This window comes from Rhizobium sp. 01T437 (genome assembly GCF_056398505.1).
The window spans coordinates 1-1490 of sequence record NZ_JBFTPM010000058.1 but is presented as its reverse complement, the minus strand read 5'-3'; the positions used below and the strand labels follow the sequence as shown (position 1 = coordinate 1490).

The following is a 1490-nucleotide window of genomic DNA, read 5'->3' as shown; positions in this document are numbered from 1 at the left end:
TTGATGTAGCTGGCGCCCTGGGCGTCGCCGCCCGAACCCGTCGTGGTCACGTTGGCAGCGCCGAGCGTGACATTGACGGCTGCAGCCGAGGCGGAATAATCGACCGTGTCGGTCCCGGCGCCGCCATTGAAGGTGATAGTGGTGCCGTTGCCGACGAACGTGTCATTGGCTGCCGAGCCCGAAAAGGCCTCGATGCTGTTGAAGGTGTCGCCGGCCGCCTCGCCGGTGTGAACGCCGGTCTTCAGGTTGATCGTCACCTGGGCCAAAAATGCCGCCGTATCCGTGCCTGCGCCACCGACCACCTGGTCGGCACCGGCGCCGCCATAAAGCGTATCATCACCTGCACCGCCTGTGATGACGTTATCGCTGGCATTGCCGACGAGGGTCGCTGGCCCTGTGCCGGTGAAGGTCAGGCGTTCGATATTCGCGTAGCTGGCCATGGTATAGGCGCTGGCAGTGGTGCGGATCTCGTCGTCGCCACCTACCGCGGCTTCGGTCACGATAATGTTCTGACTGGTGACGATATAGGTGTCGTTGCCGGCGCCGCCCACGAGCGTCTGGCTGGTCGTTGCCGTCGAGCCGAGCGTGTCGTTGAAGGCCGAGCCGATCACCTGCTCGATATTGACGAGGCTGTTGCCCTGGGCGTCGCCGCCCGAACCTGATGTCGTCACACCGGCGGCGCCGAGCGTGATATTGACGGCGGAGGCAGAGGCCGAATAATCGACCGTGTCTGTCCCGGCGCCGCCATTGAAGGTGACGGTCGTGCCGTTGCCGACGAAGGTATCGTTGGCCGACGATCCAGCGAAGGCCTCGATACTGTTAAAGGTGTCGCCGGCCGCCTCGCCCGTATGAACACCGGTCTTCAGGTTGATGGTGACCTGGGCCGCGAAGGCTGCCGTGTCCGTGCCTGCACCACCGATCACCTGGTCGGCACCGTTGCCGCCATAGAGCGTATCATTGCCATCGCCGCCAAGGAGCTGGTCGGACCCGTCCGCGCCAGCCAAAGTGTCGTTGCCCACCCCGCCGGTGATGATGTTGTCGCTGGCATTGCCGATGAGGGTCGTCGCACCCGTGCCGGCATAGGTCAGGCGTTCGATATTGGCGTAGGAGGTCATGTCGAAGGAGCTGGCGCCGGTACGGATCTCATCATCGCCCTCTCCGGCAGCTTCGGTGACGGTAATATTTTGGCTGTCGATTATATAGGTGTCGTTGCCGACTCCACCCACGAGCGTCTGGCCGAATGTTGCCGTCGAGGCGAGCGTGTCGTTGAAGGCCGAGCCGACGACCCGCTCGATGTTGATGTAGCTATTTCCCTGGGCGTCGCCGCCCGAACCTGATGTCGTCACACCGGCGGCGCCGAGCGTGACATTGACGGCTGCAGCCGAGGCAGAATAATCGACCGTGTCGGTCCCGGCGCCGCCGTTGAAGGTGACGGTCGTGCCATTGCCGACAAAGGTATCGTTGGCCGACGAGCCAGCGAAGGCCTCGAT

1 protein-coding gene is annotated in these 1490 nt (G+C 63.6%); it reads right to left on the bottom strand.

Annotation, left to right across the window (positions count from 1 at the left end; genetic code table 11):
- The coding region (locus AC1DM5_RS36455) for a beta strand repeat-containing protein (protein WP_477976928.1) at positions 1-1490 on the bottom strand (1490 nt) is incomplete at both ends.